Consider the following 22227-nt stretch of genomic DNA (forward strand, 5'->3'; position numbering starts at 1 on the left):
TGAGCTATGTCGGCCAATTGCACAGATCACTGAGGGTCCGCGCGACGCCGCGGCCCGCGGCGGTCGCGCGGAATTGCCGAGCTTTCGATAAGCATGTGAGGACTCGAAGAGGACTCGGCATGTGTGCTGCGAGGCGTGTGTTACCAGGTGTCGACCATGGGGCGCTTCTTGCCGGTGCGTGTCGGTGGTTTGGGCGCAGCGAGTAGTGCCATGCGGATCCAGTCGCGGCTTTCGGCGGGGTCGATGACGTCGTCGATCTCGAAGAACGTGGCGGTGTTGACGGCTTTGCCTTGGTCGTACAGCCGGGCGACCCGCTTTTCGTATTCGGCTATGCGCTCGGCGGGGTCCTCGATGGCCTCGAGCTCGCGGCGGTAGCCCAGTTTCACGAACCCTTCGAGGCCCATGCCGCCGAACTCGCCCGTCGGCCACGCAACGGTGAACGTCGGCGCCTTGAAGCTGCCGCCCGCCATGGCCTGCGCGCCGAGCCCGTAGCCCTTGCGCAGCACGATCGTCATGAACGGCACCGTCACGTTGGCCGCTGTCACGAACATGCGGGCGGCATGACGCACCGTGGCCTCGTACTCGGCCTGGGGGCCCACCATGATCCCGGGCGTGTCGCACAAGAACAGCAGCGGGATGTCATGTGCGTCGCACAGCTGGATGAACCGGGCGGCCTTGTCGCCGGTGTCGGCATCGACGGCACCGCCGAGATGGTGGTTGTTGTTGGCCACCACCCCGATCGGGCGTCCTTCGATGCGTGCCAGCGCGGTGACGCAGCCGGGCCCCCAGCCACGACGCAATTCCATCACCGAGTCCACATCACAGAGCTTGTCGATGACCTCGCGCACGTCATAGGCCCGCAGCCGGTTCTCGGGCACCACGTGGCGCAGCTCGCGCTGGTCGTGGCATTCCCATTCGTCGATGGCGCCCTGGAAGTACGACAGGTACCGCTTGGCTGCCTCGATCGCCTCGGCCTCGTCGGCGACGAGTACGTCGATGACGCCGTTGGGCCATTGCACATCGACCGGGCCGACTTCCTCGGGGCGAAACACGCCCAAGCCCCCACCTTCGATCATGGCCGGGCCGCCGACGCCGATATTCGAGCCCTCGGTCGCGATGATCACATCGCAGCACCCGAGCAGCACTGCGTTGCCGGCAAAGCAGCGTCCGTTGGTCACTCCCACCATCGGCACCAGGCCGCTGAGCTGCGCAAAGAACGTGAACGCCCAGCAGTCCAGACCGGAGCCGCCGATGCCGTCCGTGTCGCCCGGACGACCGCCGCCGCCCTCGGCCAAGAGCACCACCGGCAGGCGGTTGTGCTCGGCGATCTCGAACATACGGTCCTTCTTGCGGTGGTTGTTCCCGCCCTGGGTCCCCGCAAGCACCATGTAGTCATACGACATCACCATGGCCATGGATTTCTCGGGACCGAACAGGTCGCCGTTGACGCTGGCCACGCCGGCGACCATGCCGTCGCCTTGGGTGTTGGCGATCAGGTCCTCCATGGAGCGACGGCGCCGCTGCGCGGCCACCATCAGCGGGCTGTATTCCACGAACGTGCCCGCATCGACAAGGTCGGCCATGTTTTCCCGTGCGGTGCGATGACCCCGTCCGTGGCGCTTGTCAACTGCGTCGGGCCGGTTCTCGTCGAGGCCGAAGCCGCGGCGCTCGAACACCTCCGCCAGGTCGGGCCGGATGTAGTCGAGGTCGACCGCTGCGGCAGCCTCAGTCACTTCCACGTCGACTTCGGCTTCCTCGACGAACAGCAGCGCGTGGCCGTCGTACACCGTGTCGCCGGGGGTCACACCGACCATGCGCACGATGCCCGTGACCGTCGAGGTCACCACGTGCTCCATCTTCATGGCTTCCATTACGGCGACCTGCTGGCCCTCGGCTACCGGGTCGCCTTCGGCCACCGACAGCGAGACGATCGTGCCTTGCAGCGGTGCCGCCACCGCGATGCTGCCGTCGGGGCCGGTGACCGTCGCCACCGGCACACTGGAGTGCCACGCGCCTGCCGACGCGCCTTGCAGCGACGCCGTGCCAGCCGCCATGGCTTGAGCGCGCACTGCATCCGATGCGGCTCGGTCGGCCGGAGCGTCGTCAATGTCGCCGTGGCGCAAGACCGCCAGCGGGTCGTTGTCGACGACGGCACCCGCTCTGCCGGCGACGCCGGCGGCGGCAACCGCCTCGACTGGCGTCCACACCGTTGCCGTCTGCGCAGCAGCGGCGCACAGTGCCTCGGCGTGGTCGGCCACGAAGCTGGTGGTGAGCTCGTTGGCGATCACCTCGGGCCGGTCGAGGAGCGCCGCGAGGAATGCCTGGTTCGTGGCCACGCCGTCGATGCGGAATTCGCCCAGTGCCCGGCGCGCCCTGCGCACAGCGTCGGCGTAGTCGCGGCTGGGGCTGTAGGCGATCACCTTGGCAAGCAGCGAGTCGAAGCTGGGGTTGGTGCCATAGCCCACGTAGCCGTAGGTATCGGTGCGGATGCCCGGCCCGGTGGGCGGTTCGAAGGCGCCGAGCACGCCGCCGCTGGGTCGGGCGGTGCCGTCGGGCTGCATCGTCTCGGTATTGACCCGGCACTGGACGGCATAGCCCCGCGGCGACGGCACATCGGGTTGCGTCAGGCCGACATCGGCCAGACGGGCGCCCCCTGCGATCCGAAGCTGTGCGGCTACGAGGTCGACGCCGGTGACTTCCTCGGTGACCGTGTGCTCAACCTGGATGCGAGCGTTGACTTCACAGAAGGCGATCGTGTTCGGGTCGTCGGCATCGATGAGGAACTCCCACGTGCCAAGGCTGCGATAGCCGACTGCCTTGGCCATCTCGACAGCCGCATCGCAGACGGCTTGGCGAGTCTCGGGCGCCAAGGTGGGCGAGGGAGCGATCTCGACGATCTTCTGGTTCTGGCGCTGCAGCGTGCATTCCCGTTCGCCCAGATGCGCCGCCGACTCGCCGTCGCCGACGATCTGCACCTCGATGTGGCGGGCGCGTTCGATCAATTGCTCGACGTAGAGGTCGCCATTGCCGAATGCGGCGGCAGCCTCGCTGGCGCACCGCTCGTAGGCCGCCTCGACTTCGTCAGCCGAGCGGACGACGCGCATGCCGCGCCCGCCGCCCCCGGCGAGGGCCTTGATCATCATCGGCCCGTGCTCGTCCAAGAAGGCTCGCGCCGCTTCGACCGATGTCGGCTCGGAGGTCGCAGGCAGCAGCGGCACATGGTGCTGCTGCGCGAGCGCACGGGCGGCGAGCTTGTCGCCGAAGAGCTCCAGCTGCAGCGCAGTCGGCCCGACAAAGGTGATGCCGGCGGACTTGGCAGCCAGCGCCAGGGCCGGATTCTCAGCAAGGAACCCGTAGCCGGGATGGATGGCGTCGCAACCGGTTTCCGCAGCGACGCGGACAACTTGGTCGGCGTCGAGGTACGGAGCGACGCCCCGCCCGTCAAGCGTGAATGATTCGTCGGCGACACGTGTATGCAGGGACGTGACGTCATCGCTGCTGGCGATCGCGACCGTGCTGATACCGAGTTCGCTGGCAGCCCGAGCCACCCTTACGGCAATCTCGCCGCGGTTCGCAATCAATAGCTTCTTGAGGCCCATCGATGCCGACTCCCTGTCTGCGACCCTGTCGCCCACCGGCGCAGGCGACCGCGAAATGCTCACTGCGACCGCTGCACGCAATTCCCGCCCGCGTGTTTACCGCAGAGCACCCTGTTCGCGTCGATTGAGCGCCACGCCAGCTCGAAATCCATGCGGATTCTGACTCTTGAACCGCCCGAAACATGAGCCGCGGTCCAACCTCAGACTGCAGTGCCTTCATGAAAGTGCACTACCCTCCGGCGGGCCATATGGCCTCAGCTATGACCATTGACACGTTTTCAGGCCTGCTTGAGGCCTATCGCTCAGTGCGAGCGCACACCGATGCGCTCACCGCACCGCTGAGCGACGAGGATCAGTGCATCCAGACGGTGCCCGACGTGAGCCCCACGAAATGGCACCGGGCGCACGTCACTTGGTTCTTCGAGACCTTCGTGTGCAAGCCGCATCTCGACGGCTATCTCGAGCACGATCCGGCGTTCGGTTTCCTGTTCAACTCCTACTACGAGACCGTCGGCAAGCGACACCCGCGACCCGAGCGAGGCAACCTGTCGCGGCCGTCGTGCGGCGAGGTGTCCGCATACCGCCGTCATGTCGATGCGGCGATGTGCGAACTGCTCGGTGACGGCGTCGCACCTGAGGTCGCAGACCTGGTGACGCTGGGTCTGCACCACGAGCAGCAGCATCAAGAGCTGATCCTGATGGACATCAAGCATGTGCTGTCGTGCAACCCGGCGTTGTGGCCGGCATACCGCACGCCACCAGCACCGCAGGTGGCCAGCCGGGTGACGCCATGTACGAGCCAGACCCGCTGGGCGAGCTTCGATGGCGGCGAGGCGAGCATCGGCCACGACGGGTGCGGTTTCTCATTCGACAACGAGGTGCCTCGCCACCGGGTGCTGATCGAGCCGTTCCGGCTGGCCGACCGCCCGGTGACCTGTGCACAGTGGCTGGAGTTCATGGCCGACGGCGGCTACGACACGCCGACGCTGTGGCTTTCCGATGGCTGGGGCCAGCGGACGGCCCACGGCTGGGATGCACCGTCGTACTGGCACCTTGGCGACGACGGCTGGCAGGTGTTCACCCTCGAGGGGCTGAAGTGCGTCGTCGGCGACGAGCCAGTGTGCCACCTGTCGTTCTACGAGGCTGATGCATTTGCTCGCTGGGCAGGCGCCCGGCTTCCCACCGAGTTCGAATGGGAGCACGCTTCGGCAGGCCTGCCCCAAGCTGGGAATATTGGGGCCTGCGCCGGCCTGCATCCAGCCCCGGCGCCCGAGTCGCCGGCAGCCGGCGCACCGGGGTCGTCGCCGCTCTTGCAGATGTACGGCGACGTCTGGGAGTGGACATCCAGCCCGTACACCCCATACCCCGGCTTTCGTGTCGCCCCGGGTGCGGTGGGCGAATACAACGGCAAGTTCATGATCAACCAGATGGTGCTGCGCGGCGGCTGCTGTGCAACGCCCGAGGGTCACATCCGTCCCACCTATCGCAACTTCTTCCACCCCCACACCCGCTGGCACTTCTCGGGCCTGCGGCTCGCCGCCGACGCCTGATGATCAGCCCAGACCCCGCAGCGCATCGCTCAGCGACACCCGTGATCGACAACTGGCTCGAAGCGGGATGGGCAGATCGGGAACTGCGTGCGGATGTCTCGGTGGGCCTGTCGTCGAGCCCCAAGGAACTGCCGCCCAAGTGGTTTTACGACGATCGCGGCAGCGAGCTGTTCGACCAGATCACCCGCCTCGAGGAGTACTACCCGACGCGCCGGGAGCGGGAGATTCTCGAACGGGAAGCCGACGCCATCGCTTCGGCCTCGGGGGCCGACTGTCTGGCCGAGCTGGGATCGGGCACCTCGACCAAGACCCGCATCCTGCTCGACGCGTTCGCGTCCGCCGGTCAGCTCCAACGGTATGTGCCGTTCGACAACAGCGAGGCAACGCTGCGCAATGCTGCTGAGGAACTCGTCGAGGCGTACCCGGGCCTTCGTGTGCACGGCGTCGTCGGCGACTTCGAGCATCACCTCGGCCGCCTGCCGCTCGACGAGGCGGAGCGACCGCCCGAAGCGCCTCCACGGGCTCCTGCAATGGTGATGCTGCTCGGCAGCACGATCGGCAACTTCTCGCCAGCACATCGCCCGGCGTTTCTCGATGCTGTCGCCGGTGCGACGCAGACCGGTGACACCTTCTTGCTGGGCACAGATCTCGTCAAGGATGCCGACCGTCTCGTCGCGGCCTATGACGACGCGGCAGGCATCACCGCGCAGTTCAATCTCAATGTGCTGTCGGTGCTCAACCGCCGGCTCGGCGCCGACTTCGACCTCGAAGCATTCGAGCACGAGGCGGTGTTCGATGCCGACAACGAGTGGATCGAGATGCGCTTGCGCTCGACTCGCGCCCAGCGGGTGCACATCCCTGCGTTGGAGATGACCGTGGAGTTCGCTGCAGGCGAACCGATGCGCACCGAGATCAGCGCCAAGTTTCGCCCCGAGGGCGTGCGCGCAGAACTCGGCGCCGCCGGTCTCGTCACCCAACGTATGTGGACCGATGCAGAAGGCGACTACGCCCTCACCTTGGCCCGGCGGGTGCGCCGCGACTGACCTGCCGGCTTGTCTCCGGCTACCAGCCGTTGACGTGGACGAACTGGTCGAACGGCTTGCGGCGGCCGGGCTTGAAGTCGGTGCCGACGGTGTGAGCCACCGGCAGCAGAGCCACCTGCCTCCACTATGAATGGGGTGTTAGGCGCCGAGGGCAGCTGCGATGGCAGCCACGCCGTCAGCGAGTGCTTGAGCCTCGGCCTGGTCAAGAACGGCGTAGATCGGCGTAACGAGGTCGTCGGTGAGGGCCTCGGCGGTTTCCCACTTCGCTCGATGCTCGTCGGTGACCTCCGAGTCGTTCGACCAGCCGAACATCTCCACGTCATCGGGCCGGCGCACCCGGTGAGCCATCTCGGTCGACAAGCCCGACGCCACGATGGCAACGAGGTGCAGGCTGCCGCGCAGCTCGCGCAGCACGGCCACGTTCTGGAATGCACGCGCAGCGGGGTCGTCGCCGCGCGGCTCAGACGCGATTGCGGCGAAGAGCGCCTGTGCGGAACTGTCGGCGAGCCCGGCGTCGATCACCTTGTCGGCGGCGGCATTGAACGCATCGAGGCCTTCGACGCCGTCGAGCTTCGAGGCGCCAAAAGCGCCCGCGCACTCCATGTAGAGCCGACCGCCGTCTCGCGGCGCCATGGTCTCGCGGGCCGAATTCCAGATCTTCGCGACGAGACCGGGGTTGAAGTAACCGAAGGCGCTGTGCACGACCGTCGGCTCGACATCACCGAGCACCCCGCCGCGGCCCAGCACGTACAGACGGAAGCCGTCGAGGCCTGCCTCCTTGCCGCGGGCCAGTGTTCCAGGGTCGAAATAGAACATCGAACCCATCGAAGCGATGGGCGGGCACACCCGTTGGACAAGATCTCGTGTTTCCATAGGGCGACAGTGTGGCATCGCGAAGCCGGCACCGCTCTGACGGGTCCCCGAGCCGCTGCGCTGCTTGACCGGCCTTCCCGCTGGGACGCGATCTGCGGCCCGCCCTTATTCGCTGCTCATCGGGCGATGGGGCTCTCCCGCCTCTGGGGTCGGGGCTGCACCAACCGGGCCGCCGCCCTATTGCAGGCGGCGGGCGAACAAGTCCAACAGCAGCTCCCAGTGCCGCTCGGCGGCAGGCTGGTCATACACGGGCCGCTGCGGGAACACGAAGCCGTGGTGGGTGCCGTCCACCCAGTAGGTCTGGGCATCAGTGCCGGCATCCGCGAAGGCCTTGCAGAGCCGGTCGTAGTGCGCCCGGTCGACGTAGTCGTCGTGCTCGGCGGACATCACCAGCACCTCGCCGCGGATGTCTGGCGCCCGCAGGTGAGGCGAGTCGCTGGCGTCCACCGCCAGTCGCACACCGTGTATCGAGGCGGCCGCAGTGATCGTGTCGGGATAGTCCGCGGCGAGCCAGATCGCCATCGGACCGGTCATGCAGTAGCCGGTGGTGCCGACCCGTTCGATGCTGGCAGCCGGGTCTGCGTCGGCGTAGCGCATCAGGGCTGCAGCATCACGTGAGACCATCGCGTTGGACAGGTTGGTCATCAGCTCGAACATGAACTGGCGGCTGGCGGGGTCGTCGCGCTGGACGATGAAGCCCGGGACGTCGCGGTAGTACAGGTTGGGCAGCAGCACGTAGTACCCGACCGTGGCGATGCGGCGGGCCATGTCGTGCAGTTCTTCACGCTTGCCAGGCGCATCCATCAAGAACAGCACCGTGGGGAACGGCCCTGGGCGCCGCTCACTCGGTTCGGGATGCACCACGAACGTGCTCATCTCGCCTTCGCCGGTGTCGATCGACACGTGGTCTTCGAACATCGCTGCCTCCTTGGGTACGGGCTCTCAGCACTACGGCACTGCGCCTGCCCATCGTGCGCTGGCGCAGTCGCCCCTTGTGTAGTGCGTGCGAGACAGCAGCGGGGGACTACTGGGCGGTCGGTGCCAGCCGCAGCGGCGTCTTCACGCAGGCGTGCTGCGACCCGCGAATGCCCGGCGGCATACGATCCCGGGCCATGCAGGCACTGGACTTCGAACCGCAGTACTTCGTCTATGAGGAAATCCGGCCGCGTGTGGCCCGGATCACCATCAACCGGCCCGAGGTGCGCAACGCCATCAACACGCCGGCGCACAAGGAGTGGTCCGACATCTTGGACCACGCCGCTGCCGACGACGACGTGTGGCTCATGGTCATCACCGGCGTGGGCCGCCAGGCCTTCTGCGCCGGCCGCGACCTCAAGCATCTGTCGATGATTCGCCAGTCCGACGAGGCCACCCAGGCTGCGGACCGCGAGCTGATGAGCCAGGTGACCCGGCTGATCGAGCGCTTCGACTATCCCAAGCCGCTGATCGCCCAGGTGAACGGCGTAGCGCTCGGCGGCGGGTTCGAGGTGGCGATGGCGTGCGATCTCGTCGTGGCGGCCGACCATGCCCAGTTCGGGCTGACCGAGCCGTTGCGCGGCTTGTACGCCGGCGGCGGGGGAGTGCACCGACTGCCGCGCCAGATCCCGATGAAGCTCGCCATGGAATACCTGCTGACGGCTCGCACCATGAGCGCGCAGCGGGCGCTTGAGCTGGGCATCGTGAACGACGTCGTGCCCTACGACGATCTCGACGCAGCAACCGATCGGCTGATCGACGACATCATGCGGTGCGCGCCGCTGTCCATCCAGGCCACCAAGCAGGCTGCGATGCGCGGGCTCGACATGCCGCTCGGCGAGGCCTTCCACCACCCCTACCCGGCTGTCACCCGCCTGATGGCCAGCGAGGACGTCAAGGAGGGCCCCCGAGCCTTCGCCGAGAAACGCCAGCCCAACTGGCAAGGCCGCTGATCGCGCTGGCGGTGCAAGGCGGGCTTCACGCTTCATCCACGCCGATTGCTCGGCTGAGCAGATTTGCGCAGGAGCGTAAGCGACTGGTAGCGCTGAAATAACGCTACTAGCGCTACTTCAGCGCTAGTGTCGCGTCATGGCGACGATTCAGATCAGAAACGTGCCCGACGAGGTGCACGAGACGCTCCAGCAGCGAGCAGCCGGTGCAGGACAGTCGCTGCAGCAATATATGCTGGAGGCCGTTTGCCGCGAGGCCGAGATGGCGTCTGTGGAGGAACTCCTCGCTCGCAAGCGCGTTGAAGCGCTCGCGTACGGCGAGATCGAGCTTGACCCCGACATGATCGTGGAAATCATCCGTAGCGATCGTGAGTCGCATTGATCGTCGTCGACGCCAGCGTTGTCGTAACTGCCGTCGGAGCGGTCGGTGAGCATGCTGAGGGCGCCCTGCGGCGCATCGCCCGCGAGACGGCCTGGGCTCCCCATCTCCTCGATCTCGAAGTCGTGTCGGCGTTGCGTCAGCTGCATCACCGCGACGTACTTTCGGAGGCTGCGGCCGGACGCGCAATGCGGCACTTGGCGAGCTTGCGAATTCGGCGATTCCCTCACGCACACCTCATCGCTCGCTGCTGGGAACTGCGAGACAATCTGACGATCTACGACGCGTCCTACGTGGCGCTGGCCGAACTGACCGGAGCGACGCTGCTCACCCGCGATGTCGGCCAGGCCCGCGCCCCAGGAATCAGGTGCGAAGTGGAGCTGTTCGATTCGCTTGCCTAGAAGTGCTTTGATTACTCACCTGCGCAAATTTACGCAGGTGAGTAATCAAACAACTAAACTGCCGCTATGCAGCAGTACGAGCGATCACAGGTTGACGTGCTGCTGGAACGGCTGGATGAGCCGGTCGAGCGGATCGTGTCGATCTTCGGCCCGCGGCAATGTGGCAAGACGACGATTGTCCGTCAGGCCTTGGCCCAGGTGCCGTACCCGAGTCGATACGAGGCGGTAGATCAGCCGGGTCAGCCGCTCATCGCACCGGTCGGGCCGGCGGCAGCCGCGGCCCGCGCAGCAGCGGAGCCGCGAGACGCTGAATGGCTCGTAAAGACATGGCGAGAGTGCGCTGCACAGGCGGTCAGGCTCGGTTCGAAGTATGTGCTGGTGCTCGACGAGGTGCAGAAGATCCCGCAGTGGTCCGACATCGTCAAAGGACTCTGGGATGCCGACCGGGCGTCGGGATGCCCGCTGCATGTCGTGATTCTCGGCTCGGCACCGATGCGGATGCAGTCCGGACTCACCGAGAGCCTGGCGGGTCGATTCGAGTCGATCCGCGCGACCCACTGGTCGTTCAACGAGATGCACGACGCATTCGAGTTTGGATGCGATGAGTTTGTTTTCTACGGCGGCTACCCGGGCGCAGCCCGTCTTCGGGGCAGTTTCGAACGCTGGAGGGACTACGTCAGGGACGCGCTCATCGAACCGCACCTCGAACGAGACATCCTGGAGATGGCTCGAGTTGACAAGCCTGCGCTGCTGCGGCAACTGCTCGAACTGGGCTGTTTGTACTCGGGCCAAGAGCTCTCGTACCGGAAGATGCGCGGGCAGCTCGAAGATGCGGGCCATGAGTCGACGCTTGCGCGCTACTTGGGTTTCCTGTCCGGTGCCGGTCTGGTCACCGGTCTGTTCAAGCATGCTGACAAGCCTGTCCTGCGACGTTCCTCGTCGCCGAAGCTGAATGTCCTCAATACGGCCCTGATGTCGGCCGTCGTCGGCGACAGTTTCGATGATGCCCGAGCTGACCGCAGTCACTGGGGGAGAGTCGTCGAGAGCGCCGTCGGCGCACACTTGGTCAATTCGGCCTCGTCGGCCATCAATGTCCGTTACTGGCGCGACGGCAACGAGGAGGTCGACTTCGTGCTGCAGCGAGGTCCTCACCTCGTGGGTATCGAAGTCAAGGCTGGCCGCCGCCGTCCCCGGCGCTCAAGCATCAAGTCTTTCGAACACAGATTCTCGGCCGCCCCTTCGCTCGTCGTCGGGGAGACGGGCGTGCCGTTGCAGGAGTTCCTGTCGAAGCCTGCCGAGCACTGGCTGAGTTCGTCATGACGGCGGGCAGCCTGATTCCGCGCACCTGCACCGAGATCGTCACCGACGAGCGAGACAGTGCAGTCTTCGGCAAGCCCGAGCCGCTGAGCGCGTACCGCGATGTGCCGGCCTACGTGCTCCTCGGCGAACCTGGTGCCGGCAAGACGACCGAGTTCGAGCAGGAGTGCGCGGAATTAGGCGACGCAGCGGCGTATATCACGGCGCGTGAGTTTCGGCACGTCAGCGGCAACCGGCTGCAGCAGTTGACGGGAAGGATCCTGTACATCGACGGTCTCGACGAAACCCGCGCTGGCGGGACTCATGCATCTGACGCTGTCGACGAGATACAGGCGAGGCTCTTCGACCTGAACCAGCCCGCCTTCAGAATTTCCTGCCGAGTCGCCGATTGGTTCGGGCCTGTCGACCGGTCGCCGCTGAATCGGGCGTTACCTGATGGCCACATCACAACGCTGCAGCTTGACCCCTTGAGCAGAAGCGATGCGCGTCGGTGGCTGGAGGCTCACTCGTCGGCGACTGACGCTGTTGCGTTCCTGCTTGAGGCGTCCAGCCGGGGATTCGACTCGATGCTGGATTCCCCACAGATGCTGAAGTTCCTCTTCGAGTCTGTGGCTGGTGGCCACTGGCCTGACACGCGCTCCGAGGCATTTCGACGGGCATGTGAGCGGCTCGTTTCCGAAGCCAGAGACGATCATCCACATGCAGCCGAGGTTGTCCCGACGCAGGAGGTCATGAACACCGCCGGCCGGGTGTGTGCTGCCCTGTTGCTGAGCGGAAGCGCAGGCATCGCATTCGGTTCCAACACTCGGAGCAGGGACTTCGTCGCTGCTTCCGTCATGGCGGCGGGCCTAGCGACAATCACCGGGATGTCTGCGAACGAGTTGCGGCCGGTGATAGCCACCGGTCTCTTCAGGAGCGCTGGCGACCAGTGTTACGAGCCTGTCCACAGGCAAGTGGCCGAGTACCTCGGAGCAGAGCATCTGTCGGACCTCATTGGGCGTGGGGTCGTGTCCGCCGGACGAGTGTGTGCCGCCATGATGAGTCCTGTCGACAGCAGAGTCGTCACGGACATGAGAGGGCTAGCTGCGTGGCTCGGGACGCACTCGAAAGCCGCACGCAATTCGCTGCTTGAGGCTGACCCTGTCGGGGCTGCGTTGTACGGCGACATTTCCGATTGGCCGGTCGAAGATCGTCGAACGCTCTTGGATTGTCTCGTCTCACAAGCGCGGCCGGATGACCTCTGGGGGGTGACATGGTTCGACGCAGCCGAGCACCGATACCGGGATGCGACGGCGTGGAGCTTCCGAAGCCTCTGTAAGCCGGACATGACGCCGAGCGTCGGCGAGATCCTCGACGTCGATAGACGCAACGATGTTCCCGAGCACATCCGAGAACTCCTGCTCCGAGCCTTGTCAGAAGCTGAGGGCGGCTGGTTGGAGGAGCTGTCCATTCTCCTCCCACGTATCCGCCAAGTCGCCCTTGACGTGACGACTCAACCCGATGTCCGGCTTGCCGGATTGCTTGCGTTCGCAAGAATCGAACCCTCGTTGTCCGGGGTGGCGACGACTTTGAGTGAAGCACTCAACGCCGTTCGCGACGGGAGAATTGCCGACCCAGATGACCGGATCGGGGGTTCGTTGCTGCGTCTCCTGTATCCGAAGTCGATCGCGCCGAGCGGAGTCTGGGCCTACGCATCTCTCCTTCGCCGAGGGGCCGTCGTAGGCGAGGGCTGGATGTTCTGGCGACACATACTGTGCGACGAGACCCCCGTCGATGTGCTGGCGAATCTGCTGGACAGCTTCGCCGACGACGCGGAGCGACTGTGGCCGATCTTGGCGAGTGCATTTGCGGAAGAACTGCCTTGGAAGTTGCTTGCTCGCGCGGTGCATGAGATCGGGCACCAGATCGAGGCAGCTCGGCTCTATCGCTGGTTAGCCGGGGTCGTCGCCAATCACGCACGAGGGACAGGGCACTCAGATGAGACGGCCGAGCTACCGGCGTGGCTCGCAGCGAACGACCAGATCACGCTCGAGTTGTGCAGCATTTGGATCGCTCGGTCAGTCGACGATGAGATGGGCCTCGACGAGCGGCACGTCCTCGGTCATCTGCTGCTGAGCTCAGCTCCGCCGAACTTCATTGAGTGGTGTGCGCAGCAGGCTCGTGCGCGGGCAGCAACAGATTGGAGCTTTGCCTGTGCCTGCGTTGAAACGCCAATCCGCCACCGATATTGGATCGGTGACATGAGAGATGCCGTGATCGAACGGCTGAGATCTGAACTGATATCCAGCCCACTGCTGCTGCGGCACTTAGACGAGTATCTCGTGCCGGCTCCTGCACAGAAGGAGTTCGCCGAGCGGGAGCGCAGGCATCAACAAGAGATCGATGAGATCAGGGCTGGGCACGAACGCGACCGGCAGCAGCGGCAGTCTGATTGGGCGGCATACCTGAGCGAGCACGTTGACCAACTCCGTTCCAACACCTTCGCGGCACGCGATCTGCACGCTCTGGCATGGGCCTACTTCGGGCATCTTCCCGAAGCGCCCGAGGACGCGACGCCTCGTGAGCGGATCGCCAGGATGATCGGCAACGACACCGAGATCCTCGATGCTGTAATGAGCGCACTGCGAAATGCGCCGCTTCGAGACGACCTGCCGACGGCGGAACGCACGGCTGCGCTGGCTGCGGAATCGAAGCACGACTGGCTCGTATATCCCGTTCTCGCTGGTATGGACCTGCGTGAGGGCACCTTGCAAATTGACGACTCGCGCTTCAGTGAAGACAGGCGCCGCGATGTGGTAGCCATCTATGCCTCGCACGGCCGGGCGGCGTACCAGTTAAAGCAGCGTCCTGCATGGCCGGTGCGTTGGTTGCGATCTAACCCGCGCTTGGTCCTCGATGTATGCCATCGATCTGCTGTCGCAGCCATCAAGCATGGTGGCACTCACCTCTCGATGCTGGACTGGCTTGATGAGGTTGACCAATTCGATGACGAGCTGCACGACTTTCGATTGCGCTTGCTGAAATCGATCTCCGTCCGATTGCCAGTCGCCCAATTGCAAGTCGTGGACAGGCTTCTGCACTGCATCGCGGACCACCCCGACAGGGCAGCGCTAGGAAAATTGGTCGATCAGAAGCTCCGAGCGACGAGCATGACCGACGGGCAGCGGGTCCGTTGGCTTGCCCTAGATGTGATCATGCATGGCGGGGACGCGCTGGGAACGCTTGACGAGTTCATCGACGCCAACGAGAAGCGCCCGCAGCATCTGGCTGCATTGCTGAGCGCCCCGTACCGTCGGAGCAGAGGGATCGTTGATCGGCTGCTCGGCAGTGAGCCGATCCCGACGCTTCGCACGCTGGTGAGCGTGATCGGTCGTCACTTCCCGCCGCGAGAATGGAGGGGCGGCGAGGTCGTCAGCATCGGTCCAGCCGGCGAGATGTCGGACCTCGTCGGCCGATGGATCGATGAACTCGGCGCGCAAGCAGTCGAAGAAGCTGGCGCTGCTCTCGATGCCCTGATTGCGGACGAGAGAATGAGCGCTTGGCACGATTCGCTGGAATTCGTCCGCGACAAGCAGCATCGATTGAGGCGAGACGCTTCGTACTCGCCCCTGAGCGTCACCGAGGTACTCGACTTGTTGCGCAATGGTCCCCCGGCGAACGTTGCCGACCTGCACGCCCTGCTCTGCGACCATCTGCGCGACCTTGGCCGGGATGTCCGCGGCAACAACGCTGACCTTTGGCGTCAGTTCTGGGCCGACGACCACAAGTCGCCGCCGGAGCGGGCCAAGCATGAGAACAGCTGTCGCGACGCGCTGCTGGAAATGATGCGAAACCGATTGCCAGAACGCGTCGATGCCCAGCCGGAGGGGCACTACGCCGCTGACCGTCGTGCTGACATTCGCGTCTCGTTCAGCAACTTCAACATCCCTGTCGAGATCAAGAAGAACTCCCACAAGGATCTGTGGACCGCAATCGAGGAACAGCTCATCGCCAAGTACACGAGCGACCCTGACACTGGCGGGTACGGCATCTACCTGGTGCTCTGGTTCGGCTCAGACATCGATGGGTACCGGGGTCACCCCACCCATGGCGACCGCCCAGAGACTCCCGATGAACTCGAACGCCTGCTCAATGAGTCGTTAAGCCACGAGCAGCGTCGAAGGATCAGCGTCGTCGTGCTCGATGTAACCAAGCCATGAGGTCGCACCGCTGCGCGAGACTGCGCCGTTGACGGCGAGGCTGCGGGCTGGCACGGCGAGCGGCGCGCCCATGACGACCGGGGTGAAGATGAACGACGCGACTGCGCTGGCCGAACAGGTGAGGGTTGGCGAGACCGACGCTGCGACGACGGTTGAAGAGGCCATCGCTCGTTGCGAACAGATCAACTCGACGATCAACGCGATCGTCGAGCAGACATTTGAGTCAGCGCAACAACGGGCTGCGCAACATGACGCAGCACGAGAACTGGCCGCCGAGTCCTCGGGCCGCAGAGCCCATGACGGGCTGCTTGCCGGCGTGCCGATCGCGCTGAAGGACCTGTTCTGCCCGGCCGCGGGCGAGCCGGGTTACCAGGGCAATCGCCGGTTGGCGGAACTGGACTACCGCTATCCCGAGACCGGGGCAGTCGCTCGCCGGTTGGCCGAAGCGGGTGCTATCAGCATCGGGCACTCGCACAGCCCCGAGCTCGGCGGCGGCCAGTGCCCCGCTGCTGCCGAGACGCATCTCTACGGGCCCACGCGCAACCCGTGGAACACCGACCACACCGTGCTGGGCTCCAGCGGCGGTGCAGCAGCAGCGGTTGCCGCAGGCATCGTGCGCATCGCCCACGCCAGCGACGGCGGCGGCTCGATCCGCATTCCCGCCAGCGCCAACGGTCTGGTCGGTCTCAAACCTTCTCGGGGGCGGATCTCCAACGCCCCCGCCGGGGAGGCCTGGGGAGGCGGCACCACTGACGGTGCCGTTGCCCTCACGGTGCGCGACGCCGCGCTGGCGCTCGATGTGCTCGCCGGCCCCGAGCCCGGCGATCCCTACGTGCCGGCGCATCGGGCGCCGCCAGCCGGCTACGTCGCCGAAGTCGGCCAGGACCCGGGCGAGCTGCGTATCGGGGTGAGCTCTACCATCCCCTTCGAAGACACCGACCCGCTGTGCACGCAGGCCACCGACGCCGCGGCCGGCCTGCTCGACGGCCTCGGCCACCGGGTAGAGGCAGCGCTGCCCGCGCCGATGGCAACCAACGACTACATGTACGACTACGTGCGCATCATGCGCGCCAGCGCAACGGCAACACTGCGGTCATTCGAAGGCGTGCTGGGCCGACCGTGGGCCGAAGACGACGTCGAGCCGGTCGCATGGATCAACTACCAGCGCGGCGCCAAGATCAGCGCGCCAGACGTGCTGGCCAGCCGGGAGCGCCTGCACCAGTTCACCCGCCGGATCGTGCAGTGGTGGAACGAGGTGCCAGGGCAAGGCGACGGCTTCGACCTGCTGCTGACCCCAACGCTCGGCGTCGTCCCGCCGCGCGTCGGTCATCTCGTCGAGGGCGACGAGCGCACGCTGACCAGACGGCTGGCCAAGGTCACCCCGTACCTGCCGCAGTTCAACGTCAGCGGCCAGCCCGCCGTCTCGGTGCCGTTGGGAACGCCCGAAGGCATGTCACCCGAGGGCCTGCCCATCGGGGTGCACCTCGTCGCCGCACCCGGCCGTGAGGACGTGCTGCTGCGGGTTGCCGCCCAGATGGAACAGGCCGCGCCCTGGTCGCTGCGCCGACCGCCCATCCACGTCGCCTGAGGACTCGGGCAGGTAGGCACAGACGCTGAAATTGGGGTGACGGCAGGAGACCCTGCGAACTCGCGGCCTGACTGATTGCAGGAGCGAAGGGTCGTGCCATCACGCGGGCGCATAAGCCCGCCCCGCCCTTACTTCAGCTTCGTGCGGGACTGGTCGAGCACCACCGCGGCGAGCGCGAACATCACCACCGCCATGCCGAGGAATTGCCACGGCGTTACCTGGTCGCCCAAGAACACCCAGGCCATCAACGTGCTGGTGACGGGGATGGCCAGCGTCATCGTGGAGCCCAGCCACGACGGGATCCGCACCAGCGACCAGTTCATGAGCATGTGGCTGGCGAGTCCCGGCCCGATGGCCATGATTCCCAGCCACAGCCACGCCCCTGATGACGGCCAGTCGAACACCTGCCCCGAGGCGAGCGCGAACGGCGTTGCCACCAGCGAGCACACCAGCGCGCTGCCGCCCGTGTACTGCGCTGCTGCGATCTTCTGCGTGCTGAGCTTCGAGCACACGAAGTAGCCCGTCCAGGCGAACAGGGCGCCGAAGGCCAGCAGGTCGCCGTACACGCTCCACTCCGAGAGCCCCGAAGAGCCCACCACCACGATCACGATGCCGCTGATCGCCACCAGCGCCAGGCCCCAATGGCGACGACCCGGCTGCTCGTCGAAGATCCGTGGCGCCAGAAAGAGCATGAGCAACGGCTGCAGCGATGCCACCACTGTGGCATTGGCCACCGTGGTCAGCCGCAGAGCGACGAAGAACAGCATGATGTCGAACGCCAGCGAGAACCCGCCCCAGAACGAGATCTTGATCGAAGCCAGCCGCAGCGGGGTGCGGCTCGCCCACAGGAACAGCGCGACCAGGCCCGTGTAGAGCCACATTCGCCAGAACACGACAGCCAGCGGCCCGAGCTCGGAGATGCCCTTGGAGATCACGCCCGAAGCCGCCCAGCCCACCATCGCCACAGCGGCGGCGGGCACACCGAGCGCACGTTCGGACAGCGCGGGTGCGCCGCGCCCCCCGTACGGCGCCCCCGGCGCCGCCCCCGATCCGTTGTCGGCCATGTGCGTGCTCCAGCCCCGCCGTTCCAGCTAGCAAGTCACGGCCGCGGGAATGCCGAGCCGACCCCATGAAGCGCTGCGCGGAAGACTACGCCCCGGCGAGCAGGCGAGTGCGGTGCTGCAATTGCCGACCTCCCACGCGAGATGCGCTCCACAGCGCGTGCCAGCAATCAGCTGTAGGCCGTGAGCTCTTGGTCCAAGCTCCATACTTGGGCGCTCGTGTACTGCGTTCCCCGGAGGAATTGGTCACGCTCTACGAGAAGGGCGACATCGCCGGTGCCGAGACGACCGTCGCCGATGAGCGTCACCAGATCGGAACCGGTCGAGTTACCGTCAAGTAGTTCCTGAATGAACTGCTGGTCCATGGTCACCGCACGAATGATCCACGGAGGATCAGCGTCGTGTGCCGCACGAATGATCCACGGAGGATCAGCGTCGTGTGCCGCCCGAAGGACCTCTTTGAGTCGCTCAGCGAGTTTCCGGCGGTTGGACGACTGCTGAGCGATCCGATTGCCGACCTCCACAATCGCCGTTACCGGAATGACGAACTGTTGACCGGCGGCAATCCGTTCCTCGAATTGTTCCGCTGTCTCGCGTGCCGCAGCGTCGCCATCTATGCCGATGAGGCGCATCAGCACCGAGCTGTCGACAAAGACCACCGTTGTGCGGACGGGCACCGATCAGAGCCCAAGTACATCGACGAGCGAACGCTGCTGCGCTGGCATGTGTTCACGCGGTCGCAGTCGATCCCGAATTGCCGAAGTTCCCAGCGGCCCACCGCCGATCACCTCGAAGTAGTCAGGGAAGTCGGTAAGGCGCGTGGACTGCGTCCATCCATCCGAATCGCGGCTGCAGACGATGACTCCTTCGTGATCTTCGCCCTCCAACGCATCGAGAATGGCAGGGCTGTGAGTTGTCGCCAAGGTCCGCGCCCCAGTACGAGCGGCCGACTTGAGTCGGCCGAGCAGCAACTCGACTTGCGACGGGTGCAAGCCGTTCTCAAGCTCTTCGACTACCAACAGCCGAGAATCCGGTCCCGAGCCTGCCGACTCATCGTCGACAGGTCGAGCCTCGAGCAGCGCCGCTGCAATGGCGAGAAAACGCAGGGTGCCGTCGCTCATGAGGCGCGCAGGGATGGGATGCGATTCATCGCCGATCCGTTCGTGAATCGTCGTCATCACATCCCCGAGATCGCTGCTGACGACGCCCAGATCGGCAACTTGAGCCTCCGAGAGAGACCGCGTCATCTCGAACAAGGCCCGACGTGCTCCGTCCTCGCGCATCAGGCTCGCGAGCACTGCGGAGAGGTTCTCGGCATTCCGGCGAAGTCGAGTGTCCCTCTCGGGTACGTATTCGCGCATCTGCTGCGGAATGGGGTCGAGAATGAAGATCCCGCGAAGCGCCGCGAGCATGTGTTCGGCAACTCTGTGAATGTGCCGACCCGCCTGCGATGTCGCGGGCACTCGAGTGGCCACCTGCGTCGTCAGCAGTTGCGTCGCCCGAAATGTCGCTGCTGGGTTCGGACCCTGCTTGCGATTGTCCCAGCGGGCATCGATGTCGCCCGAGTCCTTCCGGGGCGCATCTGTCTTGAGCAAGTCTTGAGCTTCGCCATGACGCGGGTCGCCGACGCGTTGTGTCCAGAGCCGTTCTCGCACGATCTGAACGCTTGGCCGAACAGAGACATGAACAGTCAGGTGGTAGATCTTGCGGTCGATTCTGGCGGCACAGCCGATCTTGAAAATGTCGTCTCCGACGGGTGCGCATCCTTCGGATCCGCCTCGCACGAGCGGCCCGTCACGACCGCCATCGAGCGCATCTCGGACAGTCATGCCGCTCGCAAGGGCCGACAGCACCGCCGCAGCGTCGATGACGTTCGACTTGCCGCTGCCATTACGACCGACAAGCAGTGTCAGCGGCCCGAGACGGATGTGGGCCTTCCGCAGGCTCTTGAACGCTGGCAGCCTCAGTTGCTCCAGCGTGGCAGCCATAGCCACAAGCGTACTGATGTGCCGAACCGGCGGACTGAAGCCGACGCGGATCAGTTCCTGAATGCGGCGACACCCTGTCCGATTGATGTTCCCCTCATTACAGTCGCCGTCGGGCCAGGCCAGCCCAGACGGCCCAGCGGCACAGTCGGAGGATTGAGTGAACGCACAGACGCACGGCGAGTTGGCGAACTTCATCTGGGACATCTGCAATCTGCTGCGCGGCCCCTACAAGCGCAACGAGTACCGAAAGGTGATCCTGCCGCTGACGGTGCTGCGCCGTTTCGACTGCGTGCTCGCTGACACCAAGGACGACGTGCTCGCGGCAGCCAGGGTGCATGCTCGCCAGTCCGAGAACGTGCGCCACCAGCTTGTTTCGGCTGCGGCGCGGCGGCCGTTCTACAACACCTCGCCGTTCGACTTCAGGCGGCTGCTCGACGACCCCGACCAGATCGCGGCGAACCTCAACGCCTACATCGCGGCGTACTCGCCGAACGTGCGCGACATCATGGCCAGCTTCGACTTCGGCACCCAGATCGACCGCCTCGCGGAGCGCCAGCGGCTGTTCCAGGTGATCGGGCGGTTCGCGAACCTCGACCTGTCGCCTGAGCGCGTGGACAACATGCAGATGGGCTACGTGTTCGAGGAGTTGATCCGCATCGGCGCGGAGCAGTCCAACGAGGAGGCCGGGGAGCACTTCACGCCCCGCGAGGTGATCCGGCTGATGGTCAGCCTGCTGCTGTCACCCGAGCCCGACCTGGGCAAGGCCAATGTCGTCAAGACGATCTATGACCCTGCCTGCGGCACCGGCGGCATGCTCAGCGTCGCGGAGGACTTCCTGCGTAGCCACAACGCCGAGGCGCGGCCGTTCCTGTTCGGCCAGGACATCAACAACGAGTCATGGGCGGTGTGCCGCTCGGACATGCTCATCAAGGGCGCCGACGCCGACAACATCAGGCTGGGCGACTCGTTCACCGATGACGGCTTCAAGCACCGTTCCGACGACTCGCGCTGGACGTTCGACTACATGTTGGCCAACCCGCCGTTCGGGGTCGAGTGGAAACAGCAGCAGCAGGCCATCAAGCAAGAACGCGACACGCTCGGCTTCCAGGGCCGCTTCGGCGCGGGCCTGCCGCGCATCAACGACGGCTCGCTGCTGTTCCTCCAGCACATGCTGTCGAAGATGTCGCCCGTCTCGGCAGACGGCACCGGGGGCAGCCGGATAGCGATCGTGTTCAACGGGTCACCGCTGTTCACCGGCGACGCGGGCAGCGGCGAGAGCGAGATCAGGCGCTGGATCATCGAAAACGACTGGCTCGAAGCCATCGTCGCCCTGCCCGACCAACTCTTCTACAACACCGGCATCTCCACCTACATCTGGATACTGACGAACCGCAAGGAAGATCACCGCCGCGGCAAGATTCAGTTGATCGACGGCCGCGAGTTCTGCGTTAAGATGCGCCGCAGCCTCGGCAACAAGCGCAACGAACTCTCGTCCGACCAGATCGACGACCTGACCCGCATCCACGGCAGCTTCACCGACGGCGAGACCCGCGACGTCACCGACGAGGATCCCGTCACCCATGAGCCGCGCACCCGGCCCCGAGTCGTCAGCAAGGTGTTCGCCAACGACGACTTCGGGTACCGCAAGATCACCGTCGAACGCCCCCTGCGGCTCAACTTCGCCGCCGCACCCGAGCGCATCGCCCGCATCGAAGACGAGCGTGCGTTCGTCAACCTCGCCAGGAGCAAGAAGCGTGCAGGACCGGCTCACGATGCCGAGGTCGCCGAGGGCCAGGCCCGCCAGCAAGCCATCCGCGACACGCTCGCAACCCTCGCCGAGACCACCGACAGCGCAACCATCACGAACCGCGACCACTTCACCGTGCGCCTGCGAGCCGCCGCCGAAGCCCACGACGTGCGTTTGTCGGCGTCTGAGCGCAACGCCGTCCTCGCCGCGCTCAGCGAACGCGACCCTGAGGCCGCAGTCTGCGAAGACCGCCACGGCAACCCCGAGCCCGACACCGGCCTGCGCGACACCGAGAGCGTCCCTCTCGGCGAGGACATCGACGCCTACATGGCACGCGAAGTCCTCCCGCACGTCGACGACGCATGGGTCGACCGCGGCAAGACGAAGATCGGCTACGAGATCCCGCTCAACCGCCACTTCTACGTCTACGAACCGCCCCGACCCCTCGAAGTCATCGAAGCCGACCTGCGGACCCTCGAAACGGAGATCGCACAACTGCTCGCCGAGGTCACCGCGTAGCTGTGTTGTATCTCAGCGCAATCCGCTGTAGCGCGGAA

Annotated in this window: 15 protein-coding genes; 9 read left to right on the forward strand and 6 right to left on the reverse strand. The window is 65.5% G+C overall.

The features are described 5' to 3' along the window. Positions 1-140: 140 nt before the first annotated feature. Entirely contained in the window at positions 141-3599 is a 3459-nt protein-coding gene (locus ACOGJB_RS18055; RefSeq protein WP_419840767.1) for a carboxyl transferase domain-containing protein, read from the reverse strand. 260 nt (positions 3600-3859) lie between these two features. Here ACOGJB_RS18055 and egtB point away from each other — a divergent pair, with 260 nt between their 5' ends. Together egtB and egtD are read left to right on the forward strand one after the other, a co-directional pair. Then, positions 3860-5149 carry an ergothioneine biosynthesis protein EgtB gene (egtB, locus tag ACOGJB_RS18060; RefSeq protein ID WP_419838466.1) on the forward strand — a complete coding sequence of 430 codons (1290 nt, stop codon included), beginning with the start codon at positions 3860-3862 and terminating at the stop codon, positions 5147-5149. Then, positions 5149-6192 (forward strand): L-histidine N(alpha)-methyltransferase, encoded by a 1044-nt coding sequence (gene egtD / locus ACOGJB_RS18065; protein WP_419838467.1) that lies wholly within the window; start codon positions 5149-5151, stop codon positions 6190-6192. Before egtB ends, egtD begins: the two co-directional genes overlap by 1 nt. Positions 6193-6330: 138 nt before the next feature. On the opposite strand, the gene ACOGJB_RS18070 is transcribed toward egtD, so the two are convergent. Continuing rightward, the gene (locus tag ACOGJB_RS18070) at positions 6331-7065 is read right to left on the reverse strand and encodes an SCO6745 family protein (RefSeq protein WP_419838468.1); all 735 of its coding nucleotides are present in this window, start codon (positions 7063-7065) and stop codon (positions 6331-6333) included. Between the two features lie 177 nt (positions 7066-7242). Next, positions 7243-7983, reverse strand: a complete 741-nt coding sequence (locus ACOGJB_RS18075) for a dienelactone hydrolase family protein (protein ID WP_419838469.1) — start codon at positions 7981-7983, stop codon at positions 7243-7245. A gap of 194 nt (positions 7984-8177) precedes the next feature. On the opposite strand from ACOGJB_RS18075, the gene ACOGJB_RS18080 reads away from it, so the two are divergent. From ACOGJB_RS18080 to ACOGJB_RS18105, 6 genes are all read left to right on the forward strand, one after another. Next, complete coding sequence (locus ACOGJB_RS18080; protein WP_419838470.1) at positions 8178-8993, forward strand: enoyl-CoA hydratase-related protein; 816 nt, start codon at positions 8178-8180, stop codon at positions 8991-8993. 136 nt (positions 8994-9129) lie between these two features. Then, the gene (locus ACOGJB_RS18085) at positions 9130-9372 is read left to right on the forward strand and encodes a FitA-like ribbon-helix-helix domain-containing protein (protein WP_419838471.1); all 243 of its coding nucleotides are present in this window, start codon (positions 9130-9132) and stop codon (positions 9370-9372) included. Continuing rightward, a complete protein-coding gene (locus tag ACOGJB_RS18090; RefSeq protein ID WP_419838472.1) occupies positions 9369-9770 on the forward strand; it encodes a type II toxin-antitoxin system VapC family toxin in 402 nt (133 codons plus the stop codon). The genes ACOGJB_RS18085 and ACOGJB_RS18090 overlap by 4 nt, the downstream gene beginning before the upstream one ends. 66 nt (positions 9771-9836) lie before the next feature. Continuing rightward, the gene (locus ACOGJB_RS18095) at positions 9837-11090 is read left to right on the forward strand and encodes an ATP-binding protein (RefSeq protein ID WP_419838473.1); all 1254 of its coding nucleotides are present in this window, start codon (positions 9837-9839) and stop codon (positions 11088-11090) included. Further along, positions 11087-15286 (forward strand): hypothetical protein, encoded by a 4200-nt coding sequence (locus ACOGJB_RS18100; protein WP_419838474.1) that lies wholly within the window; start codon positions 11087-11089, stop codon positions 15284-15286. The genes ACOGJB_RS18095 and ACOGJB_RS18100 overlap by 4 nt, the downstream gene beginning before the upstream one ends. Positions 15287-15356: 70 nt before the next feature. Beyond that, positions 15357-16874 carry an amidase gene (locus tag ACOGJB_RS18105; protein WP_419838475.1) on the forward strand — a complete coding sequence of 506 codons (1518 nt, stop codon included), beginning with the start codon at positions 15357-15359 and terminating at the stop codon, positions 16872-16874. Positions 16875-17002: 128 nt separating this feature from the next. Here ACOGJB_RS18105 and ACOGJB_RS18110 read toward each other — a convergent pair whose 3' ends face one another. The 3 genes from ACOGJB_RS18110 to ACOGJB_RS18120 form a co-directional block, all read right to left on the reverse strand. After that, positions 17003-17938 (reverse strand): DMT family transporter, encoded by a 936-nt coding sequence (locus ACOGJB_RS18110; RefSeq protein ID WP_419838476.1) that lies wholly within the window; start codon positions 17936-17938, stop codon positions 17003-17005. Between the two features lie 167 nt (positions 17939-18105). Next, on the reverse strand, positions 18106-18612 hold the full coding sequence (locus ACOGJB_RS18115; RefSeq protein ID WP_419838477.1) for a hypothetical protein: 507 nt from the start codon (positions 18610-18612) through the stop codon (positions 18106-18108). Between the two features lie 3 nt (positions 18613-18615). After that, on the reverse strand, positions 18616-19923 hold the full coding sequence (locus tag ACOGJB_RS18120; protein WP_419838478.1) for an AAA family ATPase: 1308 nt from the start codon (positions 19921-19923) through the stop codon (positions 18616-18618). Between the two features lie 157 nt (positions 19924-20080). Between ACOGJB_RS18120 and ACOGJB_RS18125 the strand changes: the two genes are divergently transcribed. Beyond that, complete coding sequence (locus ACOGJB_RS18125) at positions 20081-22189, forward strand: type I restriction-modification system subunit M (protein WP_419838479.1); 2109 nt, start codon at positions 20081-20083, stop codon at positions 22187-22189. Positions 22190-22227 lie beyond the last annotated feature (38 nt).

The sequence above is a fragment of the Candidatus Poriferisodalis sp. genome, from assembly GCF_965208895.1.
GTDB lineage: Bacteria > Actinomycetota > Acidimicrobiia > Acidimicrobiales > Poriferisodalaceae > Poriferisodalis.

What these genes read in the sequence shown, in the direction of transcription:
- ACOGJB_RS18070 (WP_419838468.1), bottom strand. Translation starts at nt 7,065, where the DNA reads ATGGAAACACGAGATCTTGTCCAACGGGTGTGCCCGCCCATCGCTTCG.
- ACOGJB_RS18120 (WP_419838478.1), bottom strand. Translation starts at nt 19,923, where the DNA reads ATGGCTGCCACGCTGGAGCAACTGAGGCTGCCAGCGTTCAAGAGCCTG.
- ACOGJB_RS18105 (WP_419838475.1), top strand. Translation starts at nt 15,357, where the DNA reads ATGACGACCGGGGTGAAGATGAACGACGCGACTGCGCTGGCCGAACAG.
- egtB (WP_419838466.1), top strand. Translation starts at nt 3,860, where the DNA reads ATGACCATTGACACGTTTTCAGGCCTGCTTGAGGCCTATCGCTCAGTG.
- ACOGJB_RS18075 (WP_419838469.1), bottom strand. Translation starts at nt 7,983, where the DNA reads ATGTTCGAAGACCACGTGTCGATCGACACCGGCGAAGGCGAGATGAGC.
- ACOGJB_RS18110 (WP_419838476.1), bottom strand. Translation starts at nt 17,938, where the DNA reads ATGGCCGACAACGGATCGGGGGCGGCGCCGGGGGCGCCGTACGGGGGG.
- egtD (WP_419838467.1), top strand. Translation starts at nt 5,149, where the DNA reads ATGATCAGCCCAGACCCCGCAGCGCATCGCTCAGCGACACCCGTGATC.
- ACOGJB_RS18055 (WP_419840767.1), bottom strand. Translation starts at nt 3,599, where the DNA reads ATGGGCCTCAAGAAGCTATTGATTGCGAACCGCGGCGAGATTGCCGTA.
- ACOGJB_RS18080 (WP_419838470.1), top strand. Translation starts at nt 8,178, where the DNA reads ATGCAGGCACTGGACTTCGAACCGCAGTACTTCGTCTATGAGGAAATC.
- ACOGJB_RS18095 (WP_419838473.1), top strand. Translation starts at nt 9,837, where the DNA reads ATGCAGCAGTACGAGCGATCACAGGTTGACGTGCTGCTGGAACGGCTG.
- ACOGJB_RS18085 (WP_419838471.1), top strand. Translation starts at nt 9,130, where the DNA reads ATGGCGACGATTCAGATCAGAAACGTGCCCGACGAGGTGCACGAGACG.
- ACOGJB_RS18100 (WP_419838474.1), top strand. Translation starts at nt 11,087, where the DNA reads ATGACGGCGGGCAGCCTGATTCCGCGCACCTGCACCGAGATCGTCACC.